Genomic DNA, 23,434 nt, shown 5'->3' with positions numbered 1-23,434 from the left:
TTGGAGCGGAAGGCACGAAGACTCCTGCGGGAGTACGGGGCAGGGGAGACCCCGGAAGCGCCAAAGCGCTGAGGAGGCTCCCCGGCACGCCCGCGGAAAGCGAAGTGCCTGGAGCGGAAATCAACCGACTTTTTGTACAGACCCAACCCTATAATATTAAAATGAATTTAACGCGGTGAACAATTAAAGAGAGCGAACGAAATAAAAGGCTATCGAATGATTTCGACAGCCTGAGACCCCGGAATCCCCGGGGTCTTTTTACTGTTTCTTCAATTTAAGTACCAATTCTTCATCCGGTGTTACATAGACCGTCTGCTGATTGTCATAGATCACGAATCCTGGTTTGGCACCGCTTGGTTTTTTAACAAATCGAACCCTGGTAAAGTCCACAGGGACCGAGCTTGAATTCCGTGCCTTACTGTAATAGGCAGCAAGTGAAGCGGCTTCCAAAATGGTTGTGTCAGTTGGTTCCTTACTGCGAATCACAACATGTGACCCGGGAATATCCTTCGTATGGAGCCAAATCTCATCTCTTGCCGCAAATTTATTGGTTAAATAATCATTCTGCTTATTATTTTTCCCGACAATAATTTCGGTATTATCAGATGCTGTAAAATAATCAAGTACAGGTTTTGCATTTTGCGCCTTTTTTCCATTCCGTTTCTGACGGTCGCGAATATAGCCGCCTTCAACAAGCTCCTCACGAATCTCAACGATATCTTTAGGGGATGCGCTTCCGACCTGCTGCAGTAGATTTTCAAAATAAGCGACTTCCTCGAGAGCTAATTGAATTTGTTCCTCGACAATCGATACCGAATTTTTTGCCTTTTGATATTTTGAGAAATATTTTTGGGCGTTTTCTGAAGGTGACTTCCTTGGATCAAGTGGAATCGCCACTGTTCCACCTGTCTCATCATAATAATCCAGGACCTCGATTTCTTTCATCCCTTTTTTAGCTGCGTATAGATTCGCGGTTAACAGCTCTCCATAGCGTTGAAATTGCTCCGCACGTTCAGCATCAAGTAATGTAGCCTTCAACTTAGCAATTTTTTTCTCATTCTTTTCCTTTTCATTGATAATGAATCGTTCAATGTCATTGCCCTGCTGCTTGACTCTGTCTCGTTCCGCCTTACCAAAATAAAACCGATCTAGCATTTCGCTAAGGGTTGGATAGTTCCGGGATTCTCCTTTTAAATGATGGAGTGGAAATAAATAAAAAGCTTCTTTTCCGCCCGCTGAAATAATCGAAGGTGTAATTTCATTATCTCGAATTTGTTTAATCATTCCAATAAACGTTTTTGGTAGGGTGGTGCGGTTAGCAAGCCCGCTTTGAAAGATTGCTTCTTTAGCAAATACTGGAGAAATACCGGCAAACTTCTCGACAAGTTGACGGTCCAGCTTACCGTCGTTAAAATCCAATTTCATTAACACGTCTTCTTCCACTGCTTGAAAGGGATTTTGCTTATTTTGCTCAGGAGGGAAGACATACGGCTGCCCTGGTAAAATTGCCCTGTAGCTGTTAACGCTAAAGGATATGTGTTTAATACTATCAAGGATGAGATTTCTGCTTTTATCAACCAAAACTATGTTGCTGTGCCTTCCCATAATCTCAATAATTAATTGTTTGTAACTTATGTCTCCAATTTCATTCCGACCTTTAATTTCAAAAATAATCAATCGGTCATTTTCTACTTGATAAAGATCTTCTAAAATATATCCTTCAATATGCTTTCTAAGCAGCATACAAAACATTGGCGGTTCACTTGGATTTTCATAAGCTTCATTTGTAAGCTGAACCCTGGCATAGCTCGGATGTGCGGATAATAGCAGCTTTTGATTCACACCATTGGCCCGGATTGTTAAAATCACTTCGTTTTTATATGGTTGATGCACTTTATTAATCCGCCCGCCTTTTAAGGATCGGGAAAGTTCGTTCACCATTGCTTTTGTAAATAAACCATCAAATGACATAGATAAACATCCTTTACTTGTCTTTATAGGTCAATTATATCGTACTCAATTAAAACCTGTCTTATTTTAAATTTTATCATAGCATTTTTTGGGACGAGCGCGAATAAGCTTTCTTTAGAGTAAGTCTATTAAAGGGGGAAGTGAGATGGTCGGATGAAGTTCCATGAAATGGAGATTAAACAAGTAGAAAAGGTCTTAGAAACCGACTTTTCTTCTGGTTTATCAACGGAGGAAATAAAAAAGCGCATAGCCCAGCACGGTCATAATGAATTAGACGAGGGAGAAAAGCAATCGGCTTTACTCTTATTTTTTAGTCAATTTAAAGATTTTATGGTTTTAGTGCTGCTGGCAGCAACATTAATTTCCGGTCTACTAGGCGAATATATTGATGCAATTGCGATCATTGCGATTGTAATCATTAATGGGTTTTTAGGTTTTTTCCAAGAGAGAAAAGCAGAAAAGTCTTTGCAGGCATTAAAGGAATTGTCCGCACCCCAAGTATCCGTCTTACGGGATGGACAATGGCTAAAAATTCCTTCTAAGGAAATAGTTATTGGCGATATTCTAAAATTTACAAGCGGTGATCGGATTGGCGCGGATGTCCGTATCATTGAATCGAAAAGCTTAGAAATCGAAGAATCTGCCCTAACGGGTGAATCTGTGCCCGTTTCCAAATCGATAGATGCCTTACAAACAGCAAATCCAGGTATTGGTGACATGGAGAATATCGGCTTTATGGGCACGATGATTACAAGAGGAAGCGGGTTAGGGGTTGTTATTGCAACCGGGATGAAAACCGCAATGGGGCAAATTGCTGATTTACTGCAAAACGCTGAGTCCCAGGAAACACCCCTGCAGCGCCGTTTGGAACAGTTAGGGAAAATTCTTATCACAGTAGCATTAGTATTGACCGTGCTTGTTGTAGTAATTGGGGTATTCCAAGGACATGAGTTGTATGAAATGTTCTTAGCTGGGGTTTCCCTAGCTGTCGCGGCAATCCCAGAAGGTCTGCCAGCGATAGTAACCGTCGCATTATCTCTTGGCGTCCAAAAGATGATAAAGAAAAATGCGATTGTAAGAAAGATTCAAGCAGTGGAAACCCTTGGCTGTGCCTCAGTTATTTGTTCTGATAAAACGGGAACAATGACGCAAAACAAAATGACGGTAACACACTTATGGAGCAGCGGGCATACATGGACTGTGGACGGTGTCGGGTATCAACCGCAAGGGAAATTTTATCGGAATGAAAAAACAGTTCATCCAAAGGATGAGAAAGCACTACAGCAAATGCTAATTTTTGGAATGCTGTGTAATCATTCTGATTTAGTCATGAACGAAGAAGAAATTATTCTTGATGGTGATCCAACAGAAGGTGCACTCCTTGTTAGTGCAATGAAAGCCGGATTTGACCGCCCTGCCTTATTAAAGGAATTTACGGTTATCAATGAATTTCCATTTGATTCAGCGAGAAAAATGATGAGTATGCATGTAAAGGATAAGCAAGGTAGGCATTTTATTGTGACTAAAGGGGCTCCTGATGTTATATTGGGAAATTGTGAATCCATTCTCTGGGAAGAGAAAACACAATATTTGGGGCAGGAAATACAGAATAAAGTTCAAGATGCCATCAACGGACTTGCTGCTAAGGCATTAAGAACCATTGCAATTGCCTTTAAACCGGTTCCAGCACATACAGTTATCATAAGCGAGCATGAAGCTGAGAAGAAATTAACCTTTATTGGAGTTCAAGGAATGATTGACCCGCCAAGACCTGAAGTGAAAGATGCGGTAAAAGAATGTAAAGAAGCCGGTATTAAAACCGTCATGATAACAGGAGATCATGTCATTACCGCAAAAGCGATTGCCTCGCAGCTAGGAATTCTAACAGGTAAAAGCAAGGTTCTTGATGGGAAGGCATTGTCTGATATGTCTGTTGAGGATTTAGAAAATGTGGTGGAGGATGTATCTGTTTTTGCTAGGGTTTCACCGGAGCATAAATTAAAAATTGTCAAAGCCTTACAAAATAAAGGACATGTTGTGGCGATGACCGGGGATGGGGTAAACGATGCACCAGCAATTAAAGCAGCAGATATCGGGGTGGCAATGGGAATTACCGGGACCGATGTAGCCAAGGAAGCATCGGCGCTCGTATTGTTAGATGATAACTTTGCAACCATAAAGGCGGCTATTAAAGAGGGAAGAAATATATATGAAAATATTCGAAAATTCGTCCGCTATTTACTTGCCTCCAATGTTGGTGAAATCTTGGTTATGTTATTTGCCATGATTTTAGGCTTGCCGTTGCCTTTGGTACCCATTCAAATTCTTTGGGTAAACCTGGTAACAGATGGGCTACCTGCAATGGCACTCGGTCTTGACCGACCTGAAGAAAATGTCATGAAGCGAAAGCCGCGAAGTCCAAATGAAGGTGTCTTTTCAAGAGGTTTGGGCTGGAAAGTGGTTTCAAGAGGTTTTCTTATTGGATTGGTTACATTACTTGCATTTATGATCGTCTACCAAAACGATTCAAGTCGTCTTGATTATGCCCAGACAATAGCATTTGCAACACTTGTAATGGCTCAGTTGATTCATGTTTTCGATTGTAGGAGTGAAAAGTCGGTACTCTCAAGAAACCCTTTCGGAAATCAATATCTTGTTTGGGCAGTAATTTCTTCTTTAGTGCTTGTACTGGTTGTCATATATTATCCGCCATTACAACCTGTTTTCCACACCCTGCCGATTTTAGCAAAGGATTGGCTGTTAATCATGGGATTATCCTCCGTTCCAACTTTTTTACTAGCGGGTTCATTTTTATTAAGAAAAACAAAATAAAGTATGATATAATCCAAAAGGTAGTAGAGGAAACACTCTATTACCTTTTTTGACTAACCGATCACATATGATTGGATGTGTATACAGAATGGTTATTAGCATGACAGGCTTTGGAAGAAGTAAAAAGGAATCGGGGGCATTTTCAGTAAATGTTGAGGTGAAAACCGTTAACCACCGATTTTGTGAATTTAATATTCGAATGCCAAGGCAGCTTTTGAAAATTGAAGATAAGATGAAGAAAAAATTAAATCAGCATATCCGCCGCGGTAGAGTTGAGGTTTATGTGACCATCGAAGGGGAAAGTGCTGTTACCCGCAAAATCCATGTTGACTGGAAATTAATAGAGGAATATTACCAATTTATTAATAGTGCCCGTGAAAAGTATGAGCTTGATGGAAAGGTAACCCTTCAGGATTTACTAAATAATAGTGAACTTATACATATTGAAGAAAGTGAATCAGGGAATGAAGAGCTTGAAAATTTAGTCCTCACTGCAACAGAGGAAGCTGTCATTTTATTAAAACAAATGAGGCAGGCTGAAGGGGAGGAACTTAAAAAGGACTTGCTCTCCGCACTAACTCAATTAGAGAAAAATATAGGTGCACTTCAAGAGTTTGCTCCATTAGTTCTTCAAAACTATCAAGAGCGGCTAATGAAACGAATGGAAGAGCTGGTAAAGGGTCAAATAGACGAAACAAGGATTCTAACAGAAGTTGCTGTATTTGCCGATAAGGCAGATATTAATGAAGAAATTACACGTCTAAAAAGCCATATCGGTCAATTCATTCAAACACTAAATGAACAGGAACCTATTGGCAGAAAACTTGACTTCCTTGTGCAGGAAATGAATAGAGAAGCAAATACAATCGGATCCAAGGCAAATGATGCGGGCATTGCCAAGAAGGTAGTGGAAATCAAAAGTTTGCTTGAAAAATTAAAGGAACAGGTTCAAAATATCGAGTAGTACCTGTTTAGAAAAGGATTTCCACGGTCAAAATATATTATTAATGATTGGATGAGAGACATGTTAATTAAATTGATTAATATTGGATATGGAAATATTGTTTCGGCCAATCGAATTATTTCGATCGTTAGTCCGGAATCTGCTCCAATAAAAAGAATAATTCAGGATGCCCGCGATCGTGGCTCCTTGATTGATGCAACATATGGACGACGTACACGTGCTGTGATTGTGATGGATAGCGATCATGTTATTTTATCAGCGGTCCAGCCAGAAACGGTGGCACATCGATTAGCCGACCGTGATGAAATTATTGATGAAGGGTAGGATGTAAGAAATATGCAGGAAAAAGGATTGCTTATCGTACTTTCGGGGCCATCAGGGGTAGGGAAAGGTACGGTCCGAAGGGAAATTTTTTCACATCCTGGTAATGCCTTTGAATACTCCATTTCCATGACAACTCGCAAGCCTCGTGAAGGTGAGGTAGATGGAGTCGATTATTTCTTTAAGTCACGGGAAGAATTCGAAAAATTAATCGACCAAGGGAAGTTATTGGAATATGCCGAGTTTGTCGGGAATTATTATGGTACACCTGTAGATTATGTGAGAGAAACACTTGATTCTGGAAAAGATGTTTTTTTGGAAATTGAAGTAAAAGGTGCCCGCCAGGTCCGTGAAAAATTTCCGGAAGGATTATTTATCTTTTTAATGCCGCCAAGTCTATCTGAATTAAAAAACCGGATTGTGACACGCGGAACCGAAACAGAGGACTTAATTCATAATCGTATGCTGTCTGCACGGGAAGAAATTGAAATGATGGAATTATACGATTATGTTGTGGAAAATAATCAGGTTGAGCTCGCTTGTGAACGAGTTAAGGCCATTATTATGGCAGAACATTGTCGCAGAGAACGAGTAGAGCATCGCTATAAAAAATTGCTGGAGGTTGAATAGAATGTTATATCCTTCTATTGATTCATTACTTGAAAAAATTGACTCAAAATATTCGCTTGTTTCTGTGGCGGCAAAACGTGCCCGAGTTATGCAGCAAGCAAGAAATGAAAAATTACCTAAATATGTTTCCTATAAGTTTGTGGGAAAAGCGCTTGAGGAAATATATAGTGGTGAACTTACTTACCGCATTTCCAAAAAAGCTGAAACTTCAGCGGAATAATTTAGATTTATTCCTTAAGGAAATCATAAAAAGAAGGTCTGACGGCAAAGGGACTCCTTATGTGTCAGGCTTTTTTATTTTGGGAGTGTTAAAGGTCAAGTTATTTTTAAAACAATGTCGCATTTTGTTGAAAAAAAGAGGAAATAGATGAAAAATTAACGGTTTTCTAGCATAATAAAAGAAATGACAAAGTGTGGAATAGAAGCGGGGGTTCTTTATGTTACAGGATAAAAAAATCGTATTATGTGTTTCAGGGGGAATAGCTGTATATAAAGCTGCTGCCTTAACAAGCAAATTAGTACAGGCAGGCGCACAGGTGAAAGTGATTTTGAGTGAGTCTGCTGCAAAATTTGTAACCCCATTAACCTTTCAGGCATTATCACGGAATGAAGTCTATATAGATACTTTTGATGAAAAAGACCCAAGTGTTATAGCCCATATCAATCTTGCAGATTGGGCGGACCTGATTCTCGTTGCACCTGCAACCGCCAATACAATCGCAAAGCTTGCAAATGGACTTGCGGACAATATGCTGACAACTACATTATTAGCAACGCAAGCACCTGTATGGATTGCACCGGCCATGAACGTACATATGTATGACCATCCGGCTGTGAAAAAAAATCTCGCTATTTTAGCGGAGTATGGGTATCAGTTTATTGAACCAAGTGAAGGCTATCTTGCCTGCGGTTATATTGGAAAAGGACGCTTAGAAGAGCCTGAAAAAATAGTAGAGTTGCTACAGTTGTATTTTCAAAAAGACGCTCCCTTACTTAAGGGGAAAAACGTAGTCATTACTGCAGGGCCGACAAGGGAAAAAATTGATCCGGTCCGGTTTATTTCGAATCACTCGACAGGAAAAATGGGTTATGCTCTTGCAGAACAGGCTAGAAAAAATGGAGCAAAGGTGGTTCTGATTTCCGGACCGGTTTTCTTGCCAGATCCTGCTGGAATAAAGGTAGTAAAAGTAGAAAGCGCGGAGGAAATGTACAAGGCAGCACTCCGGTTTTTTGACGATGCCGATGTTGTGGTTAAAACGGCTGCAGTTGCCGATTACCGCCCAAAAATGATCCATGAACAAAAGGTTAAAAAACAACCGGGGGACGCGGTAATTGAACTTGAAAGGACCAAGGACATTTTAGCTGAGCTTGGAAAAAGGAAAAATAAGCAGGTACTGATTGGCTTTGCTGCTGAAACCAATAATGTAGAGGAATATGCCCGCAAAAAATTATATAGCAAAAATGCAGATTTAATTGTTGCCAATAATGTTAAGGCAGAGGGCGCGGGGTTTGGAACAGAAACGAATATTGTCACGCTGTTTAAACGGGACGGAACGGTTAAGGAATTGCCAATCATGTCTAAACAAGCCGTTGCTGAAAAAATTATTGAAGAAATTTCCTCGATACTAAAGGACTTGGCTGAAAATGAAAATTGCTAGTGTTATTGTCGATGTCCCGACAAAACAAACTGATAAGCCTTTTGATTATTTAATTCCGGACCAATGGAAGGATACTATACAACCGGGAATGAGGGTAATTGTTCCATTTGGTCCCAGAAAGATACAAGGGTTTGTAACGGAGCTGAAAAACCAATCAGAATTTAAACAGTTGAGAGAAATATGTGAGCCGATGGACCTTGAACCGGTTTTAAATAAAGAATTACTGGAGCTTGGAAACTGGCTGACGGAACACACTCTTTGTTTTAAGATTTTTGCGTATCAAGCGATGCTGCCCGCAGCTTTAAAAGCAAAATATCAGAAAAAAGTAAAACTTGCCAGCAGGACCAAGCTTAATGATTTACCGGAGCCTCTTCCGCTATTCTTTCATCAAGACGGAACTATTCATTGGGACGAGGCATTAAAGTCCGGGATTGTACCTAAGCTTCAGCGGGAAGCGGCGAAAGGCCATCTTGAGGTGATCTATGAGGTAAAGGGTAAACTCAAAAAAAAACAAATTAAAATGATCCGACCATTGCTTCCTCTACCTGAATTAACAGCTGAAATGGCACAAATACCGGCAAGGGCCGCAAAGCAAAAAGAAGTACTCAGGTATTTTATTGAAAACTATCGTGAAATTGAACTAAAACAATTATTGGATGACTTACATACCACTAAGAGCACAGTCAATGCATTAATTGAAAAGAAAATTCTTTTTGAAAGGGATGCAGAAGTTTATCGAGACCCATTTGAGCATCGAACATTTGAACGGACTTTCAGCTTACCGTTAACTGAGCACCAGCAGAAAGCTATTGGGCCGATTTTAAATTCTATCAATGAAGATCAGCATGAGGTTTTTTTACTTTATGGTGTTACCGGTAGTGGTAAAACCGAAATCTATCTGCAATCGATTCAGGATTGCCTTGAAAAGGGAAAAGAAGCGATTGTCCTTGTGCCTGAAATAGCGCTCACTCCGCAAATGGTGAATCGCTTCAAAGGAAGGTTTGGAAATCTTGTCGCGGTTATGCACAGCGGATTGTCAGCCGGAGAAAAATACGATGAATGGCGGAAAATTTTACGCCGTGAAGTGAGTGTAGTGGTCGGAGCACGATCAGCCATCTTTGCTCCTTTTGAAAACCTGGGAATTATCATTATCGATGAGGAACATGAAACAAGTTATAAGCAGGAGGACATGCCGCGTTATCATGCGCGTGATGTTGCCATTAAACGTGCGGAAACCTATAATTGTCCGGTCGTACTCGGAAGTGCTACCCCCTCTTTGGAATCATTTGCCCGTGCTCAGAAAAGGGTGTATAAGCTCTTGTCACTTCCAAGCAGGATGAATAATCAAGCCCTTCCATCAGTGGAAATCATTGATATGCGCGAGGAATTGCGGGAAGGAAATCGTTCTATGTTTTCACGAAGCTTATTCGATAAGTTGAAGGATCGTATAGAAAAAAAGCAACAATCAGTTTTATTTTTAAATAAACGAGGACATTCATCGTTTGTGATGTGTCGGGATTGTGGTTATGTAATTAATTGTCCGAATTGCGATATATCCTTAACCTACCATCGTGCAAGTGAACAAATGAAATGCCACTATTGTGGATATGAAAGCTATGTACCGAAGCAATGTCCGGAATGCTTAAGTGAACATATCCGGTATTTTGGGACTGGTACTCAGAAAGTGGAGGCAGAACTCGGAAAAATTCTGCCTGAGGCAAGAATTATTCGTATGGACGTAGATACGACCGGCCGAAAAGGGGCACATGAAAAACTTTTACAAGAGTTTCAGGATGGAAAAGCCGATATTCTTTTAGGGACGCAAATGATAGCAAAGGGACTTGATTTTCCCAACATTACGCTTGTTGGCGTCCTTTCAGCTGATACGATGCTTCATCTTCCCGATTTCCGCTCCTCTGAGAAAACCTTTCAGTTACTAACACAGGTTAGCGGGAGGGCAGGTAGGCACAAATTGCCTGGAGAGGTAATTATTCAAACCTATACCCCAGAGCATTATAGTGTTGAACTTGCGGGTACTCAGGATTATGATCTTTTTTACAATAGAGAAATGATGGTTCGAAAAGTTCATCATTACCCGCCATTTTACTATTTAACCCTTATTACCGTCAGTCATGAGCAGTTGATGACAGTCGTTTCAGTAACGGAGAAAATTGCAGGTTATGTCCGCTCACGGGTATCGAATGAAACGGTTGTTTTAGGACCGACTGCCTCGCCTATTCCCCGTATTAATAATAGATATCGCTATCAATGTTTGATAAAATACAAGCGGGAGAAAGACCTTTCTAGAACGCTTAAAACAATTCTTGATCAATATCAAAAAGATATGGCCCATGGATTACAAGTCTCGATTGATTTAAATCCGTTTATTTTGATGTAGGCTGCTTGATTATATGACGTTTTCGATTATGAATAGAAACTTTTGGTGAAAATAAGTAGTAATAATATTCTTATTTTTTATCCTATATACAACCAAATATAGGGAGGAACAGATTTGACAATACGTAAAATTGTAAATTACCCTGCAGAAATTTTAGAGCAGCCTTGTAAACCTGTCATAAAGTTTGACCGGAAGCTTGGAAAATTACTGGATGATATGTATGATACAATGATTCAATATGATGGAGTTGGGCTGGCAGCCCCGCAAATAGGTCTTGACGTGAGAATAGCCATTGTTGATATTGATGATGAACATGGAACGATTGAAATGATTAATCCAAGGCTCATAGAGGCCAACGGGGAACAAACAGGACCTGAAGGCTGTTTAAGTTTTCCAGGCCTTTTTGGAGATGTCACAAGAGCTAATTATGTAAAGATAGAAGCCTTAAATAGAAAAGGGAAAAAGTATACGTTTGAAGCAGAAGGATTCCTTGCCCGGGCGATTCAGCATGAAATGGATCATCTTGATGGAGTTTTGTTCACTTCAAAGGTCATCAGATATCTTGAGGAAGAAGAGTTAAAAGGAGTAGAACCGGAATGACCAAAATTGTTTTTATGGGTACGCCTGATTTTTCCGTACCAGTATTGCGCCGAATCATCGATGATGGCTATGAAGTTATTGGGGTGGTGACTCAGCCGGACCGCCCTGTTGGCAGAAAAAAAGTGTTAACTCCTCCGCCTGTGAAAGTAGAGGCATTAAAGCATAAAATTCCAGTGTATCAGCCTGAAAGAATCCGAGAAAAAGAAGAACTTGAAAAAATTCTGGCACTTGAGCCGGACTTAATTGTTACTGCAGCATTTGGACAAATTTTACCAAAAGCACTTTTAGAAGCTCCATCACTAGGGTGCATTAATGTTCATGCTTCCCTGCTTCCGGAACTTCGCGGTGGTGCTCCCATTCACTATGCGATTATTCAAGGAAAAAAGAAAACGGGAATTACGATAATGTATATGGTGGAAAAACTTGATGCCGGAGATATCTTAACGCAAGTCGAAGTCCCAATAACGGATGAAGACAATGTGGGTACACTCCACGACAAATTAAGTAAAGCAGGTGCGGACCTCCTATCAGAAACAATTCCAAAGTTGTTAGCAGACAATCTTACTCCGATTCCGCAAGAGGATGCTGCAGCGAGCTTTGCCTCCAACATAAAACGTGAGCAGGAAAAAATTGATTGGGGCAAAACAGGGGAAGAAATCTATAATCATATTCGCGGTTTAAATCCTTGGCCGGTTGCTTTTACATTGATGAATGGCCAAGTTCTTAAGATTTGGGAGGCTGAAAAGGTATCTGGTACGAAAAGTGAGATACCTGGTTTAATCGTCGGAATCGAACCGGATGGTTTAGTGGTTAGTACCGGAAATAAAACCGCGATTAAAATAACTGAACTTCAGCCTTCCGGTAAAACAAAAATGACGGGTAAAGATTTTTTACGAGGAGCAGGTTCAAAAATTTCCACTGGCGTGAGACTTGGAGAGTAATATGACATCAAAAAGAAAAAATGTGCGTGAAGCTGCAATGGATTTGCTGGCAGCAATAGAAAAAAATCAAGCTTACAGCAACTTATTATTAAATAGTACAATTGAGAAAAATCAAATACCTTCTATAGATATAGGGCTATTAACAGAATTAACCTATGGAACGCTTCAAAGAAAAATGGCGTTGGATTTCTTTTTAAAACCCTTTATTAAAAATAGCAAGAAACTAGAAAACTGGGTGCCGCATCTTTTAAGATTGACGCTATACCAAATGGTTTACCTTGATAAAATTCCGGATCGGGCAGCAATCCATGAAGCAGTTGAAATTGCTAAGAAGCGCGGCCACAAGGGAATCGCCGGTTTGGTAAATGGTGTACTTCGCAGTATCCAACGCGAAGGTCTTTCAGCCCTTGACGAGATTAATGATCCAATAGAGCGGCTTTCTATCGAGACAAGTCATCCAGCATGGCTTGTTTCTAGATGGGTGGACCAATTTGGCTATGAAAAAACAAGAGAAATGTGTGAAATGAACGTCTTGGCTCCATTACAAACGGCAAGAGTTAATCTGACAAAAACCACCGTTAGAGAATGTATCGAGGAACTTGATGAGGAAGGATTCCTAATTGAAAAGAGTCCGATTATTCCGGAAGCGATTCGCTCATTGAAGGGAAACTTAGCCTCATCAAAAGCTTTTCAGACGGGTAAGCTTACGATTCAAGATGAAAGCTCAATGCTTGCTGCTTATGCTTTAGGTGCTAAAGAAAATGAGAAAATTTTAGATGCTTGTGCAGCCCCAGGTGGGAAAAGTACACACATTGCTGAAAAAATGCAAAGTACAGGTGTTATATATTCGATTGATTTGCATGAACATAAAGTTAAATTAATTCAAGACAATGCTAAGCGTTTACGTTTGGGTAATATTAAAACAATAGTAATGGATTCAAGGGGTGTTGGAGAAGAATATCCTGCAGAATCATTTGATCGGATTTTACTGGATGCACCATGCTCAGGTCTAGGTGTAATCAGAAGAAAACCTGATATGAAATATACGAAAAAAGAAGAGGATATCCTACATTTAAGCAAGATTCAACAAACATTATTAAATGCTGTTTCACCTTTAGTGAAAAAAGGTGGAATCCTAGTCTATAGTACCTGTACTGTTGATAAAGAGGAAAATGAGAAGACATTAGAGACGTTTTTACAGGATCATCCCGATTTTGCGGGAGATATGACCTTTAAAGACCGTATGCCCGAAGCCATTCAACCTTTGATTACTGGTTTTGATTTACAAATCTTCCCACAGGATTTCGGATCGGATGGCTTTTATATTTCAGTTTTAAGAAAGAAGGGGTAACCGTTGGAACAACTAAAAACAACTAAGACTCAAACAACATTGGACAACAAAAAAACATCTATTTATTCTTTGCAGCTCCATGAATTAAAGGAATGGCTCTCAGAAAACGGAGAAAAGCCATTTCGAGCAGAGCAAATCTTTGATTGGTTATATAAAAAACGAATTACCTCGTTTGAAGAGATGAGTAATTTATCAATAGATCTGAGGGAAAAACTCGAACATCATTTTGTTGTCACCACATTAAAAACCGTTATTCAACAAACATCATCTGATGGCACGATTAAATTTTTATTTGAACTGCATGATGGCTATTCCATCGAAACAGTGCTCATGCGGCATGACTACGGGAACTCGGTTTGCGTTACCACACAGGTAGGATGCCGAATCGGCTGTACCTTTTGTGCATCGACGCTTGGCGGGTTAAAAAGACATTTAGAAGCAGGAGAGATCGTTGCGCAGGTTGTAAATGTGCAGCAGGCACTTGATGAAACAGATGAAAGAGTAAGTTCGGTTGTGATTATGGGGATTGGAGAACCGTTTGATAATTATGATAACATGCTTTCCTTCCTTAAAATCATTAATCATGATAAAGGTTTGAATATTGGTGCACGTCACATTACCGTTTCCACTAGCGGAATTATTCCGAAAATTTATCAATTTGCTGATGAAGATATGCAGATTAATTTTGCTATTTCCCTGCATGCCCCAAATACTGAATTAAGATCGAGATTAATGCCAATCAATAAAGCATATAAACTTGATGACTTAATGAAAGCGGTACGGTATTATATCGATAAGACGGGAAGACGGATCAGCTTTGAATACGGACTTTTTGGCAGTGTCAATGATTCTGTAGAACATGCTGAAGAACTTGCTTCATTGTTAAAGGGGATTAAATGCCATGTAAATCTTATCCCTGTTAACTATGTTCCGGAACGTGATTATGTCCGTACTCCAAAAAATCAAATTTTTGCCTTTGAAAAAACGCTTAAAAAGCGTGGAATAAATGTTACAATTCGCCGAGAGCACGGTCATGATATTGATGCAGCATGTGGACAACTTCGTGCAAAGGAGCGGAAAGAGGAGACGAGGTGAAGATAAGTGAAAGCTTTTTTTAAAACCGATCAAGGTAGAGTTCGTCAAAATAATGAAGATAATGGCGGCGTTTTTCAAAATAAGGATGGGCACTTTCTTGCGATTGTAGCAGATGGGATGGGCGGCCACTTGGCTGGTGATATAGCCAGTGAAATGACCGTTCGGCACCTAAAGGATTTATGGGAGCAAGCAGAAGGATTACAAACAGCGGATCAGGCCGAAGAGTGGCTTAAAACGCATATTAATCAAGTGAATAAGCTGTTGTTTGAGCATTCAAAAAATAATCCGGAGTGTGAGGGGATGGGAACGACCATCGAGGCAATTATTGCGACAGATCGTTTTACATCCGTTGCACACGTCGGAGACAGCAGGTCGTATATTTTAAATGAGAGCGGATTTCAACAGTTGACAGAGGATCATACACTAGTAAATGAATTGGTCCGCTCTGGGCAGATTTCAAAAGAAGATGCAGAACATCACCCAAGAAAGAACGTAATCCTTAGGGCTTTAGGAACAGAGCAGGAGATAAAAATTGATTTCAAAACAATCATGTTTGAGGAAGGTGATTTCCTTCTTTTATGCTCAGATGGTCTGTCAAATAAAGTAAAAGAACAGGAAATGATTCAAATTCTCCAAAATGAAGAAATTCTAGAGGAAAAAGCAGAAACACTTATTAAAATAGCCAATGATAATGGCGGCGAAGATAATATCACCCTAATCATAGTAGCGTTCGATGATGAGAATGAAAGAGGGTGAAAATAAATGATTATTGGGAAAAGAATAAGCGGCCGCTATAAGATCCTTGAAATGATCGGCGGAGGTGGAATGGCAAATGTTTATTTAGCGCATGATATGATTTTAGATCGCGATGTTGCAGTCAAAATCCTGCGTCTTGATTTTGCCAATGATGAGGAATTTATTCGTCGATTTCATCGAGAAGCCCAATCCGCAACCAGTCTAGTCCATCCCAATATCGTTAGTATTTACGATGTAGGTGAAGAAGATTCCATTTATTATATAGTCATGGAATATGTAGATGGCCAAACATTAAAGCAATACATACAGGGACGGTCAGCACTTCATATGGAAGAGGCAATTGATATCATGAAACAATTGACCTCGGCAATTTCCCATGCCCATCAAAATCATATTATTCACCGGGATATTAAACCACATAATATTTTAATTGATCGAAATGGGAATGTAAAAATCACAGATTTTGGGATTGCGATGGCGTTAAGTGCTACCAGTATTACGCAAACAAACTCTGTTTTAGGTTCTGTTCATTATTTATCACCGGAACAGGCTAGAGGCGGCATGGCGAACCGGAAATCAGATATTTATTCACTTGGTATTGTGATGTTTGAATTATTAACTGGAAGACTGCCATTTTCGGGTGAGTCGGCTGTTTCAATTGCTTTGAAGCATCTTCAATCGGAAACTCCTTCGGTTCGCAGATGGTATGCAAACATCCCTCAAAGTGTTGAAAATATTGTTTTAAAAGCAACAGCAAAGGATCCTTTCCACCGCTATAACAGTGTAGAAGAAATGGAGGAGGATCTAAGAACCGCTTTAAACCCGGAAAGAATGAATGAGCGAAAATTTGTTGTCCCCATTGATGAGGAAGCAACGAAGGCGATACCGGTCATTACAAATGATCGTCCTTATCAAAATCTTGATGAAACATTAGTCCATAATACCGATAAAAATACCATTAAACCGAATGAACCTGTAAAAATTGGAAATGACAAAAAGAAACGTAAAAAATGGCCGATTATCTTAATTTCTACTTTTATTATACTTGCACTTCTTGGACTTTTTTCTTTTTTAGTTTTACCAGGCCTATTATCTACAAAAGATATTAAAATCCCGGATGTTAGCGGAATGAATGTTAATGATGCAGTTTCAAAGCTTAAGTTAGAAGGTCTTCAAGCAGGTGAAAAAATAGAAATAACCGATGAAAAAGTAGTGGAAGGGCATGTCATAAAAACAGACCCGGAGGCTGGAAATACGGTAAAAGAAAATCAAAAAGTTACGATTTATATTAGTTCAGGAAAAGAAAAATATGAACTGTCTGATTATACTGGGCGCCTATATAATGATGTCGTTCAATTTTTAGAAAGTAAAAACTTTAAAGATATCCTTAAAACTGAAGTTTATTCGGATAGTGACCCCGGGACCATTATCAACCAAAATCCCGGTAGCGGAGAAAATATTGTACCTGAGGAAACAGTCCTGCAGTTTGAGGTAAGTAAGGGACCGGAGAGAATTACTTTAAAAGACTTGAGGCAATATACAAAAAAAGCGGCAGAGGACTATGCGGATGAGTCAGGATTTGACATTGATACCTCGGAAGAACGATATGATGACAAGATCCCGGAAGGTATGGTTATTTCTCAATCGCCTGATCCAGGGGCACAATTACAGAAGGGTGATCATATTTCTGTCGTTATCTCTAAGGGGCAAGAGGAAAAACCGCCTAAGAATGTTCCAATTGAATTGAACATCCCATATGAACCTGCAACACCGGGTACACCACAGGAGATTCGAATCTATATTGAAGATATGAATCATAGTATGACAGAACCGGCTGAAAGTTTTGCCATTACCCAGGATACAAAAAAAATGATTGAATTAGAAATTCCTTATGGTAAAAAAGCAGGGTATAAAGTGATTCGTGATAACCAAGTAATTATTGATGAAAATAGGAAATACTCTGATGATGAGGAACAATAAGCTGAGTAACTTGAATAAATCATGATTATAAAATCATTAATATGAACAAGTAAGGAACAGGCAAGGAGTGTTGCTATGCCAGAAGGCAAAATTGTCAAAGCATTAAGTGGTTTTTATTATGTTCTTCACAATGAAGAACTAATTCAATGCCGCGGAAGAGGGGTTTTTCGCAAAAATAAGATTACCCCTTTGGTTGGCGATGAAGTCATTTTTCAAGCCGAAAATGATCTAGAAGGATATATCCTTGAGGTAAAGCAAAGGAAAAATGAGTTAATTCGTCCGCCCATTGCAAATGTAGATCAGGCTATTCTTGTTTTTTCAGCGGTTGAACCAGACTTTAGCACAGCTTTATTAGACCGTTTTCTTGTCCTGGTTGAATTTAATCATATTCAGCCGCTTATTTGTATTTCGAAAATGGACCTTACAACAGAGGAAGAATTACAAACCATTTCGGAATATGCGGAGCAGTATCAAAAGGCCGGCTATGAAGTCATCCTTACTTCATCGGAAACAGAGACGGGGATTGAACGGCTAAACCCGCATGTTGAGAATAAAATATCTGTTTTTGCCGGCCAATCGGGTGTAGGAAAATCATCCTTATTAAATGTCCTGCGGCCAGACCTCGAATTAAAAACCAATGATATTTCAACACATCTTGGCAGGGGAAAGCACACAACAAGGCATGTTGAGTTAATTAAAATCGGCAATGGGCTGATAGCTGATACTCCTGGTTTCAGTTCATTGGAGTTTACCAATATAGAGGCTGAGGATTTGACTTTTTGTTTTCCCGAAATAGCAAAGGCGAGTGAAAATTGTAAATTTCGCGGCTGCCTTCATGTAAGTGAGCCAAAGTGCGGGGTGAAAGCCGGGGTAGATTTAGGAGAAATTCCAACCTATCGTTATGAACATTATTTGGATTTTCTAAAGGAAATTAAAGAGAGAAAGCCGAGGTACTAACCATGGTAAAAATTGCACCTTCAATCCTTTCAGCGGATTTTTCTAAATTGGGAGAAGAAATTTTGGCGGTAGAAAAAGCTGGAGCGGATTATATTCATGTTGATGTCATGGACGGACATTTCGTGCCAAATATCACGATTGGTCCTTTAATTGTTGAAGCAATTCGTCCCGTTACAAAACTGCCGCTTGATGTCCATTTAATGATTGAAAATCCCGACCAATATATCGAAACATTTGTAAAGGCGGGAGCAGATATTATCACCGTGCATGTAGAGGCTTGCCGTCATCTCCATCGTACCATCCATCATATCAAATCTTTAGGGGTTAAAGCTGGGGTTGTTTTAAATCCAGCGACTCCTGTGGAGACGATACAGCATATTATTGCAGATGTTGATATGGTATTATTAATGTCCGTTAACCCTGGTTTTGGGGGGCAAAAATTTATTCCTGAGGTTCTGCCTAAAATAAAAAAGGTAAAAGAACTAGCGGAGCATAAGGGTCAGGAGCTTGAAATTGAAATTGATGGCGGAGTAAACCCTGAAACCGCTAAACTTTGCATTGAAGCAGGAGCAAATGTCCTTGTTGCAGGGTCAGCGGTCTATAATGAAGATGACTATGCAAGAGCAATATCAAGAATTAGAGGTTAGTAAGGAGAGAAGCCGGCGAAAGCTGGCTTTTTGCTTCCGGAAAGAAGGTTGTTTGTATGATTATCAATATCCTGGCTGGAGGCCCTGAAGAGGAACTCCCCGAATTAGCCCTTTTTTCAGAATCAGATGTGGTATGGGTAGGAGTGGATCGTGGAGTTTATCAACTATTAAAACGAAACATTACTCCTGAAATTGCTTTTGGCGACTTTGATTCGGTTACACCCGAAGAACTGGTTTTTATCGAAAGTAAAGTAAATCATCTAAATCGGTTTAAACCGGAAAAAAATGAAACAGATATGGAACTGGCGTTGGACTGGGCTTTAAAACAAAACCCAGTTAAAATCCGACTATTTGGAGCAACCGGGGGCAGGCTTGATCATTTATTTGCCAATGTCCAATTATTACTCCACTCTTTATTACAGAAAAATCAGACATCTGTTTACATAATTGATCGACTCAATGAGGTTTGGGTAAAGGGGCCGGGAAGCTTTCAAATTGAAAAAAGATCCGATAAAAAATACATTTCGTTTATTCCTGCTACTCCAAACGTTGAAAACCTTACCCTTGAAGGCTTTAAATATCCATTAAAAAATCGTCATATTTCCCTCGGGTCCACACTATGTATTAGTAATGAACTTAATAGTGAATATGGTACTTTTTCATTTACTGAAGGCATATTAATAATCATAAGAAGTCATGATTAAGATGGTACTGATTTCATTCGATTGAATAATATGGTAAGGGCTTTTGAAAAAAAGAGATGTGGATGACGTTGAGGAGGGACAATATGAAATTCTATACCATTAAACTGCCGAAATTTTTAGGTGGACTTGTCCGAGCCATGATAGGGGCTTTTAACAAAAAAGAATAGAGATATTTATAATTTTCAGCGCCCGTTTACGGGTGCTTTTTGTTTTAAGGAAGTATGAAAATTTTTAAAAAAGAAAAGGCATCCTAAATGGATGCCCAATCAAAACATTATTAAACGCGTTCTACTTTACCAGATCTTAACGCTCTTGCAGAAACCCAAACACGCTTAGGCTTTCCGTCAACAAGGATACGTACTTTTTGTAAGTTAGCACCCCATGTACGCTTGTTAGCGTTCATAGCGTGAGAACGTGCGTTACCAGTCGTGGTTTTCTTTCCAGTTACAACACATTTACGTGGCATAATGATTTCCCTCCTTAACACCAAAAGCTTTATACAGCATTTACATATTCAGATGCTTCCATCTGGATATAGAAAAATGGACGTGCCATATTTTCTAGCCTAAAGATACCTTAATAATTTATCATACAACCCGTACGATTGCAATACTTGTTAGGAAAGGTTTCAAGAAAAATTCCTTGACATCCATTGTTATTAAAAGCTCATAATATGAGGAATGACTTTAATTATTCTAGCGACTATAGTAAAATGACTGTAGTCAAGGAGCAATTTCCAAAAGGGGGAACGATTCATGTCCATTGAATTAAAAACAAAGTTCGGACAAATTGATATTTCAAATGAAGTAATCGCTACCATCGCTGGAGGAGCAGCAATCGATTGTTATGGAATCGTCGGTATGGCTTCAAAAAATCAAATTAAAGACGGTCTTACGGAAATATTAAGAAAAGAGAATTTTACACGTGGAGTTATTGTTCGCCAAGATAATGAGGAAGTACATATTGATATGTATATAATTGTCAGCTATGGAACGAAAATTTCCGAGGTTGCCCACAACGTGCAATCAAAGGTTAAATACACCCTCGATAAAACTGTTGGACTTGCCGTTGACTCGGTAAATATTTACGTTCAGGGAGTTCGAGTGACGAACCCATAAGTTCGTGTTACGAACCTCTGTAAGGAGGAAGGTTTGTGTCAATAACAGCTTTAGATGGAAAACGTTTTGCAGAAATGGTGATACAAGGAGCAAATCACCTGTCTGCAAATGCAAAAATGGTTGATGCGTTAAACGTTTTTCCCGTGCCTGATGGTGATACCGGTACAAATATGAACTTATCCATGACCTCAGGGGCAAAGGAAGTTAGAAATAATGTTCAGGAACATATTGGAAAGGTAGGCGTGGCTCTCTCAAAGGGATTACTAATGGGTGCACGCGGGAACTCAGGAGTGATTCTTTCTCAATTATTCCGTGGTTTCGCCAAGGCGGTTGAAACTAAACCCTACATTTCGGGCAAGGATTTTGCGCAAGCATTAGAATCCGGGGTTGAAACAGCTTATAAAGCAGTTATGAAACCAGTTGAGGGGACAATTCTAACAGTTGCAAAGGATTCCGCAAAAAAGGGAGTTCAGGCCGCTCAAAAAACTGATGATGTAATCACAATTATGGAGGAGGTTTTAAAGGAGGCGAAAGCTTCTTTAAAACGGACACCGGATTTACTTCCTGTTTTGAAGGAAGTCGGAGTGGTTGATAGTGGTGGTCAAGGGTTAGTATTTGTCTATGAAGGATTCTTAGCAGAACTAAAAGGAGAAAAGCTTCCGGATTCACCTGCCGCTCTTCCTTCAATGGATGAGATGGTTAATGCCGAACATCATAAGAGTATACAAGGTCATATCAATACAGAAGATATCGTATTTGGCTACTGTACCGAATTCATGGTGAAATTTGAAAGTGATAAGGCAGTGAAACACCCCTTTAAAGAAGAAGTGTTTCGGACGGATCTTAGCAAATTAGGAGATTCATTACTCGTCATTGCGGACGAAGAACTAGTTAAAGTGCATATCCACTCTGAGAAGCCGGGAGAAGTTTTAACTTACGGGCAACGTTATGGAAGCCTTATCAATATGAAAATAGAAAACATGCGGCAGCAGCATTCCAATATTGTCGGTGAAACTCATACCCCGCTGGTTTCTGATAAACAAAACATCCAAAAAGAAAAATCAGAATTTGGAATTGTTACAGTTTCAATGGGTTCCGGTATTGCAGAATTATTCAAGAGTATCGGAGCAAATGCAGTAATTGAGGGCGGCCAGACAATGAACCCGAGTACCGAGGATATTGTGAAAGCTGTTAAGGAAGTCAATGCAAAAAAGGTCTATATATTACCAAATAATAAAAATATTATTATGGCTGCACAGCAGGCTGCAGATATTACAGAAGAAGACATCTATGTGATTCCGTCTAAAACGGTCCCTCAAGGATTAGCAGCATTATTAGCTTTTAATCCTTCCACAGATGCAGAGACGAATAATACGGCAATGCAGGATGCTATGCAGCATGTGAAAACGGGACAAATTACATTTGCCGTCCGTGATACGCAAATTGATGGTTTAGAAATTGAAAAAGATGATTTCATGGGAATTGCCGAAGGGGAAATTATCGTAAAAAACAAAGGGAAAATTAAAGCGGCTGAAGAACTGCTTGTTAAAATGCTCGATGATGATTCAGAAATCCTGACGATTCTTTACGGTGAAGATGTAACCGAAGCGGAAGTGAAAATGCTTGCAGAATATGTGAAAGGGCAGTATCCAGACGTGGAAATTGAGATTCACTACGGTGCTCAGCCATTATATTCTTTTATCTTTTCAATTGAATAAGGAACAGATACAATAGAAGGGGGAGACCCCTTCTTTTTATGTGCAAAGAATGGAATCGTCCCTCTGAAAATTTTCTTAAAATAATTTTGACCGATAGATAGTTTAAACATAAGGGAGAGAACTCATTTGAAATATAGAAGTGTGTTTGACATTATTGGACCTGTTATGATAGGGCCATCAAGTTCACATACGGCAGGAGCGGCGCGAATCGGCAGGGTGGCGAGAAGTTTGTTTGGAAGAGAGCCGAAATGGGCGAACATTTCCTTATATGGCTCTTTTGCTAAAACCTATAAAGGTCATGGGACAGATGTTGCCATCGTTGGTGGATTATTAGATTTTGATACGGATGATGTCCGGATTATTCATGCAATTGATATTGCGAAAGAAAAAGGAATGAAGCTTCGTTTTATTGAGGAAGATGCGGTAACCGATCATCCAAACACAGCACGAATCATTCTGGGTGATCATAATGGGGAGCTTGAACTTGTTGGTATCTCTATTGGCGGGGGTAAAATTGAAATAACCGAGTTAAATGGTTTCGAACTAAAGCTATCAGGCAATCATCCAGCTATTTTAGTGGTTCATAATGACAAATTTGGAACGATTGCAAGCGTTGCCAATACACTTGCCAAATATCAAATCAATATCGGACATATGGAGGTTTCTCGAAAAGAGGTTGGGAAATTGGCCCTTATGACGATTGAAGTAGACCAAAATATTGATGATAAACTAATTAACGAATTAGAACAGCTCCCAAATATATTGAAAGCAACTAAAATTGTAGATTAAACAA

General features: G+C 39.5%; 22 protein-coding genes. 20 read left to right on the top strand and 2 right to left on the bottom strand.

Translation table 11 applies throughout. The annotated features are described in order from the left end of the window. Positions 1-258 precede the first annotated feature (258 nt). Positions 259-1,971: an Rqc2 family fibronectin-binding protein gene (locus E2K98_RS01165; protein ID WP_133332488.1), complete on the bottom strand. Its 1,713-nt coding sequence runs from the start codon at positions 1,969-1,971 to the stop codon at positions 259-261. Positions 1,972-2,124: 153 nt separating this feature from the next. On the opposite strand from E2K98_RS01165, the gene E2K98_RS01160 reads away from it, so the two are divergent. The 17 genes from E2K98_RS01160 to spoVM all read left to right on the top strand — a co-directional run bounded on the left by E2K98_RS01160 (position 2,125) and on the right by spoVM (position 19,972). Further along, entirely contained in the window at positions 2,125-4,803 is a 2,679-nt protein-coding gene (locus E2K98_RS01160) for a calcium-translocating P-type ATPase, SERCA-type (protein WP_133332487.1), read from the top strand. Between the two features lie 88 nt (positions 4,804-4,891). Continuing rightward, positions 4,892-5,767, top strand: a complete 876-nt coding sequence (locus E2K98_RS01155; RefSeq protein WP_133332486.1) for a YicC/YloC family endoribonuclease — start codon at positions 4,892-4,894, stop codon at positions 5,765-5,767. 60 nt (positions 5,768-5,827) lie between these two features. After that, the gene (remA, locus tag E2K98_RS01150) at positions 5,828-6,091 is read left to right on the top strand and encodes an extracellular matrix/biofilm regulator RemA (protein WP_133332485.1); all 264 of its coding nucleotides are present in this window, start codon (positions 5,828-5,830) and stop codon (positions 6,089-6,091) included. Between the two features lie 12 nt (positions 6,092-6,103). After that, positions 6,104-6,718, top strand: a complete 615-nt coding sequence (gmk, locus tag E2K98_RS01145) for a guanylate kinase (protein WP_133332484.1) — start codon at positions 6,104-6,106, stop codon at positions 6,716-6,718. A gap of 1 nt (position 6,719) precedes the next feature. Continuing rightward, positions 6,720-6,938, top strand: coding sequence for a DNA-directed RNA polymerase subunit omega (rpoZ, locus tag E2K98_RS01140; RefSeq protein WP_133332483.1), 219 nt, complete (start codon positions 6,720-6,722; stop codon positions 6,936-6,938). Between the two features lie 217 nt (positions 6,939-7,155). Then, positions 7,156-8,376, top strand: a complete 1,221-nt coding sequence (gene coaBC / locus E2K98_RS01135; RefSeq protein ID WP_133332482.1) for a bifunctional phosphopantothenoylcysteine decarboxylase/phosphopantothenate--cysteine ligase CoaBC — start codon at positions 7,156-7,158, stop codon at positions 8,374-8,376. Then, entirely contained in the window at positions 8,363-10,774 is a 2,412-nt protein-coding gene (priA, locus tag E2K98_RS01130; RefSeq protein ID WP_133332481.1) for a primosomal protein N', read from the top strand. The genes coaBC and priA overlap by 14 nt, the downstream gene beginning before the upstream one ends. 114 nt (positions 10,775-10,888) lie before the next feature. After that, complete coding sequence (def, locus tag E2K98_RS01125; protein ID WP_133332480.1) at positions 10,889-11,374, top strand: peptide deformylase; 486 nt, start codon at positions 10,889-10,891, stop codon at positions 11,372-11,374. Beyond that, a complete protein-coding gene (gene fmt, locus E2K98_RS01120) occupies positions 11,371-12,315 on the top strand; it encodes a methionyl-tRNA formyltransferase (protein ID WP_133332479.1) in 945 nt (314 codons plus the stop codon). The genes def and fmt overlap by 4 nt, the downstream gene beginning before the upstream one ends. A gap of 1 nt (position 12,316) precedes the next feature. Beyond that, on the top strand, positions 12,317-13,666 hold the full coding sequence (gene rsmB, locus E2K98_RS01115; protein WP_133332478.1) for a 16S rRNA (cytosine(967)-C(5))-methyltransferase RsmB: 1,350 nt from the start codon (positions 12,317-12,319) through the stop codon (positions 13,664-13,666). Positions 13,667-13,669: 3 nt separating this feature from the next. Then, positions 13,670-14,761, top strand: a complete 1,092-nt coding sequence (gene rlmN, locus E2K98_RS01110) for a 23S rRNA (adenine(2503)-C(2))-methyltransferase RlmN (protein ID WP_133332477.1) — start codon at positions 13,670-13,672, stop codon at positions 14,759-14,761. A 6-nt stretch (positions 14,762-14,767) separates the two neighbouring features. Further along, positions 14,768-15,517, top strand: a complete 750-nt coding sequence (locus E2K98_RS01105) for a Stp1/IreP family PP2C-type Ser/Thr phosphatase (RefSeq protein ID WP_133332476.1) — start codon at positions 14,768-14,770, stop codon at positions 15,515-15,517. 6 nt (positions 15,518-15,523) lie between these two features. Continuing rightward, positions 15,524-17,497, top strand: a complete 1,974-nt coding sequence (gene pknB, locus E2K98_RS01100) for a Stk1 family PASTA domain-containing Ser/Thr kinase (protein WP_133332475.1) — start codon at positions 15,524-15,526, stop codon at positions 17,495-17,497. A gap of 75 nt (positions 17,498-17,572) precedes the next feature. Continuing rightward, entirely contained in the window at positions 17,573-18,454 is an 882-nt protein-coding gene (gene rsgA, locus E2K98_RS01095) for a ribosome small subunit-dependent GTPase A (protein ID WP_133332474.1), read from the top strand. A gap of 2 nt (positions 18,455-18,456) precedes the next feature. Beyond that, positions 18,457-19,101, top strand: a complete 645-nt coding sequence (gene rpe, locus E2K98_RS01090) for a ribulose-phosphate 3-epimerase (protein WP_133332473.1) — start codon at positions 18,457-18,459, stop codon at positions 19,099-19,101. A 56-nt stretch (positions 19,102-19,157) separates the two neighbouring features. Continuing rightward, positions 19,158-19,805 (top strand): thiamine diphosphokinase, encoded by a 648-nt coding sequence (locus E2K98_RS01085; protein WP_133332472.1) that lies wholly within the window; start codon positions 19,158-19,160, stop codon positions 19,803-19,805. Positions 19,806-19,888: 83 nt separating this feature from the next. After that, positions 19,889-19,972 carry a stage V sporulation protein SpoVM gene (gene spoVM, locus E2K98_RS01080; protein WP_035424179.1) on the top strand — a complete coding sequence of 28 codons (84 nt, stop codon included), beginning with the start codon at positions 19,889-19,891 and terminating at the stop codon, positions 19,970-19,972. A gap of 110 nt (positions 19,973-20,082) precedes the next feature. On the opposite strand, the gene rpmB is transcribed toward spoVM, so the two are convergent. Next, entirely contained in the window at positions 20,083-20,271 is a 189-nt protein-coding gene (gene rpmB / locus E2K98_RS01075) for a 50S ribosomal protein L28 (protein WP_007087786.1), read from the bottom strand. 289 nt (positions 20,272-20,560) lie between these two features. Between rpmB and E2K98_RS01070 the strand changes: the two genes are divergently transcribed. The 3 genes from E2K98_RS01070 (at position 20,561) to sdaAB (ending at position 23,430) form a co-directional block, all read left to right on the top strand. Beyond that, on the top strand, positions 20,561-20,923 hold the full coding sequence (locus E2K98_RS01070) for an Asp23/Gls24 family envelope stress response protein (RefSeq protein WP_026574843.1): 363 nt from the start codon (positions 20,561-20,563) through the stop codon (positions 20,921-20,923). Between the two features lie 35 nt (positions 20,924-20,958). Beyond that, complete coding sequence (locus E2K98_RS01065; protein ID WP_133332471.1) at positions 20,959-22,641, top strand: DAK2 domain-containing protein; 1,683 nt, start codon at positions 20,959-20,961, stop codon at positions 22,639-22,641. Between the two features lie 126 nt (positions 22,642-22,767). Next, complete coding sequence (gene sdaAB, locus E2K98_RS01060) at positions 22,768-23,430, top strand: L-serine ammonia-lyase, iron-sulfur-dependent subunit beta (RefSeq protein ID WP_133332470.1); 663 nt, start codon at positions 22,768-22,770, stop codon at positions 23,428-23,430. The last annotated feature ends 4 nt before the right edge of the window (positions 23,431-23,434 follow it).

This window comes from Bacillus salipaludis, assembly GCF_004358205.1.
The sequence above is the reverse complement of the archived record's forward strand: the minus strand, read 5'-3'. Positions and strand labels throughout refer to the sequence as shown.

What these genes read in the sequence shown, in the direction of transcription:
- E2K98_RS01165 (WP_133332488.1), bottom strand. Translation starts at nt 1,971, where the DNA reads ATGTCATTTGATGGTTTATTTACAAAAGCAATGGTGAACGAACTTTCC.
- E2K98_RS01160 (WP_133332487.1), top strand. Translation starts at nt 2,125, where the DNA reads ATGAAGTTCCATGAAATGGAGATTAAACAAGTAGAAAAGGTCTTAGAA.
- E2K98_RS01155 (WP_133332486.1), top strand. Translation starts at nt 4,892, where the DNA reads ATGGTTATTAGCATGACAGGCTTTGGAAGAAGTAAAAAGGAATCGGGG.
- remA (WP_133332485.1), top strand. Translation starts at nt 5,828, where the DNA reads ATGTTAATTAAATTGATTAATATTGGATATGGAAATATTGTTTCGGCC.
- gmk (WP_133332484.1), top strand. Translation starts at nt 6,104, where the DNA reads ATGCAGGAAAAAGGATTGCTTATCGTACTTTCGGGGCCATCAGGGGTA.
- rpoZ (WP_133332483.1), top strand. Translation starts at nt 6,720, where the DNA reads ATGTTATATCCTTCTATTGATTCATTACTTGAAAAAATTGACTCAAAA.
- coaBC (WP_133332482.1), top strand. Translation starts at nt 7,156, where the DNA reads ATGTTACAGGATAAAAAAATCGTATTATGTGTTTCAGGGGGAATAGCT.
- priA (WP_133332481.1), top strand. Translation starts at nt 8,363, where the DNA reads ATGAAAATTGCTAGTGTTATTGTCGATGTCCCGACAAAACAAACTGAT.
- fmt (WP_133332479.1), top strand. Translation starts at nt 11,371, where the DNA reads ATGACCAAAATTGTTTTTATGGGTACGCCTGATTTTTCCGTACCAGTA.
- rsmB (WP_133332478.1), top strand. Translation starts at nt 12,317, where the DNA reads ATGACATCAAAAAGAAAAAATGTGCGTGAAGCTGCAATGGATTTGCTG.
- pknB (WP_133332475.1), top strand. Translation starts at nt 15,524, where the DNA reads ATGATTATTGGGAAAAGAATAAGCGGCCGCTATAAGATCCTTGAAATG.
- rsgA (WP_133332474.1), top strand. Translation starts at nt 17,573, where the DNA reads ATGCCAGAAGGCAAAATTGTCAAAGCATTAAGTGGTTTTTATTATGTT.
- rpe (WP_133332473.1), top strand. Translation starts at nt 18,457, where the DNA reads ATGGTAAAAATTGCACCTTCAATCCTTTCAGCGGATTTTTCTAAATTG.
- E2K98_RS01085 (WP_133332472.1), top strand. Translation starts at nt 19,158, where the DNA reads ATGATTATCAATATCCTGGCTGGAGGCCCTGAAGAGGAACTCCCCGAA.
- spoVM (WP_035424179.1), top strand. Translation starts at nt 19,889, where the DNA reads ATGAAATTCTATACCATTAAACTGCCGAAATTTTTAGGTGGACTTGTC.
- rpmB (WP_007087786.1), bottom strand. Translation starts at nt 20,271, where the DNA reads ATGCCACGTAAATGTGTTGTAACTGGAAAGAAAACCACGACTGGTAAC.
- E2K98_RS01070 (WP_026574843.1), top strand. Translation starts at nt 20,561, where the DNA reads ATGTCCATTGAATTAAAAACAAAGTTCGGACAAATTGATATTTCAAAT.